5 protein-coding genes are annotated in these 3,598 nt (G+C 72.5%); 3 read left to right on the top strand and 2 right to left on the bottom strand.

What is annotated here, in order from left to right; translation table 11 throughout:
• Positions 1-128: 128 nt before the first annotated feature.
• Positions 129-584 carry a PTS glucose transporter subunit IIA gene (locus LCD35_RS23980; protein ID WP_224956592.1) on the bottom strand — a complete coding sequence of 152 codons (456 nt, stop codon included), beginning with the start codon at positions 582-584 and terminating at the stop codon, positions 129-131.
• Complete coding sequence (locus tag LCD35_RS23985; protein ID WP_224956593.1) at positions 581-817, bottom strand: glucose PTS transporter subunit EIIB; 237 nt, start codon at positions 815-817, stop codon at positions 581-583. The genes LCD35_RS23980 and LCD35_RS23985 overlap by 4 nt, the downstream gene beginning before the upstream one ends.
• A gap of 289 nt (positions 818-1,106) precedes the next feature.
• Between LCD35_RS23985 and LCD35_RS23990 the strand changes: the two genes are divergently transcribed.
• Genes LCD35_RS23990 through LCD35_RS24000 form a run of 3 tightly spaced genes read left to right on the top strand, consistent with a single transcriptional unit; the run spans position 1,107 to position 3,558 of the window.
• The gene (locus LCD35_RS23990) at positions 1,107-1,883 is read left to right on the top strand and encodes a GntR family transcriptional regulator (protein WP_224956594.1); all 777 of its coding nucleotides are present in this window, start codon (positions 1,107-1,109) and stop codon (positions 1,881-1,883) included.
• The gene (locus tag LCD35_RS23995) at positions 1,880-3,244 is read left to right on the top strand and encodes a PTS transporter subunit EIIC (RefSeq protein ID WP_224956595.1); all 1,365 of its coding nucleotides are present in this window, start codon (positions 1,880-1,882) and stop codon (positions 3,242-3,244) included. Before LCD35_RS23990 ends, LCD35_RS23995 begins: the two co-directional genes overlap by 4 nt.
• A gap of 44 nt (positions 3,245-3,288) precedes the next feature.
• The gene (locus LCD35_RS24000) at positions 3,289-3,558 is read left to right on the top strand and encodes an HPr family phosphocarrier protein (protein WP_224956596.1); all 270 of its coding nucleotides are present in this window, start codon (positions 3,289-3,291) and stop codon (positions 3,556-3,558) included.
• Positions 3,559-3,598: the final 40 nt, after the last annotated feature.

Below are 3,598 nucleotides of genomic sequence, written 5' to 3' on the forward strand. Positions count from 1 at the left end.
TTCCCGGGGTGGGGGGGTTAAAAGGGCGCCCCCCCGGTCCGGGGGGGTGCTCACCCCGTGGGGGGGGCCCCCCCCCCCCCCCCCCCCGCCCCCCCCCCCCGCGGGGGGCCCCCTCTCCGACGCGGGGGTCAGCCTTCGACGGTGAACAGCGGATCGCCCGCGGCGACCTCGCCGTCCTCGCGGAGGTCGTGCAGGGCCTCGGCGGTGAGGTCCAGCGCGATCACCGGGCACACCGCGGAGTACCCGGCCGCCTCCACCGCCGACGGGTCCCAGGACACGACGGGCGCGCCCGCTTCGACCGCGTCGCCCTTGGCGACGTGCAGGGTGAACCCCTCGCCCTTGAGCTGGACCGTGTCGATGCCCAGGTGCACCAGCACCGCGGTCCCGCCCGGCGCGGCGACCACGAACGCGTGCGGGTGCAGCGTGGCGACCGTCCCGGCGATCGGCGCGACCGCGTCCGCGGGCCCGGCCGCCGGTTTCACCGCCACCCCGGGGCCGACCATGGCCTGCGAGAACACCGGGTCCGGGACGTCGGCGAGCGCGGCGGCCAGCCCCGTCACGGGGCTCCGCACCTCCACGCTCACAGCAGGTCCTCGATGTCCCCGGCCAGCGTGTCCGCCTCCGGCCCGACGACGACCTGGACGACGGTGCCCTGCCGCAGCACCCCGTGCGCGCCCGCCGCCTTCAGCGCGGCCTCGTCCACGCGCGACTCGTCGCCGACCTCGCAGCGCAGGCGCGTGATGCACGGTTCGATCTCCACCACGTTGTCCCCGCCGCCCAGCGCGGCCAAGATCGCGGCGGCCTTGTTCTGAGCCACCCGAAGCTCCCTTCGTCTCCCGGCGGTCTACGTCCGTCCGGTGCGCGTTCGTCGTCCGGGAAGGGTCCCGCACTCGGTCGATCTTGCGTTACCGAGTGTCGAAGCGGCAACAAAAACAGCCCCGCCTTGACACCCATCCGTGTGAGCCAGCATTCTTCCGCAGCAACTGGTATAGACCGGACAGTACCAATGATCCCGATCACGGTGGAGCCGTTCCCACCGGAACGATCCGGATCGATCCGGCAGACACCGCGGTCCGGCCGAGTAGGCCCTGATCAGGGAGGGCGTCGTGGCCCAGCGCAGCACAGCGGACGCGCTGCTCGACGGACCCACGCCCAAGCACGCCCAGCTGCGGGAGATCCTGCGGGAGCTCGCCGCCGCGCAGCTGCCGCCGGGCGCCGCGCTGCCCTCCGAACGGGACCTCACGCTGCGCTACGGCGTCTCCCGGTTGACGGTGCGCGAGGCCATCGGCCAGCTCGTGTCCGAAGGCCTGCTGGTGCGGGTCCGCGGCAAGGGCACCTTCACCGCCCGCCCCCGGGTCGACGTCCGGCTGGACCTGGCGTCGTTCACCGAGGACATGCGCCGCCGCGGCCTGCACGCGGAGACCGAGGTGCTCGGCCACGCCGAACTGCCGCCGCCCCCGGACACCGCCGAAGCGCTCGGCCTCGAACCGGGCGCGCCCGCCTACTGGCTGACCCGGCTGCGCAAGGCCGACGGGACACCGCTGGCCGTGGAGCGCGGCTGGTTCCACCCGGCCGCGGCACCGGGTCTGCTCGGCCGCGACCTCACCGAATCCATGTACTCGCTGCTGGAGCGGCACTACGGCGTCCGGCTGGAGCACGCGATGCAGACGGTGCTGGCCGAGAGCGCCGACGCGGAGACCGCCCGGCTGCTGCAGGTGCAACCCGGCAGCCCGCTGCTGGTGTTCCGCCGGGTCTCGACCTCCCGCGACACCCCGGTCGAGGACGTGCGCTCCTGGTACCGGGGCGACGCGTACCAAGTGACGATGCCCCTGCGAACCCAGGCCGGAACCACCGGCCGCCCACCCGAGGAGGTAGCCCCATGACCGTCGGCTCAGCGAGCGGCGGCGCGAGCTCGAAGGGCTTCGCGCTGCTGCAACGGCTCGGCCGGAGCCTGATGCTCCCGATCGCCGTGCTGCCCGCGGCCGCGCTGCTGCAGCGGCTCGGTCAGGAGGACCTGCTGGGCAGCGTCTCGGGGTTGCAGACCGTCGCCGGGGTGATCGGCGCGGCCGGCGGCGCCCTGTTCGACAACCTGCCGCTGCTGTTCGCGATCGGCGTGGCGATCGGTTTCGCCCGCAAGGCGGACGGCACGACCGCGCTGTCGGCCGCGGTCGGCTACCTGGTGCTGGCCGGGGTGATGTGGGAGATCACCGGCCAGGAGGCCGGGACCTCGTTCAACAAGGGCCCGTACGGCGTGCTCGGCGGCATCATCGCCGGTCTCGTCGCGGCCTGGTTGTGGCAGCGCTACCACCGGATCAAGCTGCCCGACTACCTCGGCTTCTTCGGCGGGCGCCGGTTCGTGCCGATCGTGACCGCGGTGGCCATGCTGGTGATCGGCACCGTGCTGGGCCTGCTGTTCCCGCTGTTCGACGCAGGCCTGACCGCGTTCAGCGACGTGGTGACCGCCAACGCCGTGCTCGGCGGCGGCATCTACGGCCTGATCAACCGGCTGCTGCTGCCGTTCGGGCTGCACCACATCCCGAACAACGTGGTGTGGTTCCTGTTCGGCGACTACCACGGCCAGAAGGGCGACATCGCCCGGTTCTTCGAGGGCGACCCGACCGCGGGCACCTTCCAGACCGGCTTCTTCCCGATCTTCATGTTCGCGCTGCCCGCCGCCGCGCTGGCGATCTGGCGCAGCGCGCCGCCCGCGCAGCGCAAGGTCGTCGGCGGCGTGATGCTCTCGGTGGGGCTCACCTCGTTCCTCACCGGCATCACCGAGCCGCTGGAGTTCTCGTTCATCTTCGTGGCGTGGCCGCTGCTGCTGATCCACGCGGTGCTCACCGGCACCTCGCACATGCTGGTGAACTACCTGGACATCCACTCCGGGTTCGGGTTCTCGGCGGGTGCGATCGACTACGTGCTGAACTTCGGCATCTCGCAGCGGTCGCTGTGGCTGATCCCGATCGGCCTGCTCTACGCGGTGATCTACTACTTCGTGTTCCGGTTCGTCATCACGAAGTGGAACCTGCGGACTCCGGGCCGGGAGGACGCGGGCGAAGGCTCCGCGCTGCTGGACGAGGGCCAGAGCAGCGGTGACGCGAAGCCGGCGAAGGCGGATCCGGCCGCGAGCGCCGAATCCCAGGAGAACTTCAGCTCCACCACCGCGACGATGTCCACCGACACCCCGGCCGAGGGCGGCGCCGATCCGAAGCCCGCCGACGGCGAGGGCACCGGCAAGTCCTGAGCCGCGCACCGGCTCCAGCACCTCCACCAGGAAAGGGGAACCCCATGCCCGAGCGACGGGTGACCGTGGCCAGCAAGGTCGGCCTGCACGCGCGTCCCGCCGCGCTGGTCGCCAAGGCGGCCGCGGCCCAGACCGTGCAGATCACCATCCGCAAGTCCGACACCGAGCCCGTCCAGGCCGGCAGCATCCTCGGGCTGATGACGCTCGGCGCCGGTCACGGCGACGAGGTCGTCCTCGCCGCCGAGGGCGACGGGGCGGACGCGGCCCTGGACCAGCTCGCGGAGCTCGTCGGATCGGATCTCGACGCGCAGTGACGCCGTGCTGGAGCGGGGGTGGTGCCGGTCTCGGCACCAC

The sequence above is a fragment of the Saccharopolyspora sp. 6V genome, assembly GCF_020176785.1.
Lineage (GTDB): Bacteria > Actinomycetota > Actinomycetes > Mycobacteriales > Pseudonocardiaceae > Saccharopolyspora_C > Saccharopolyspora_C gregorii.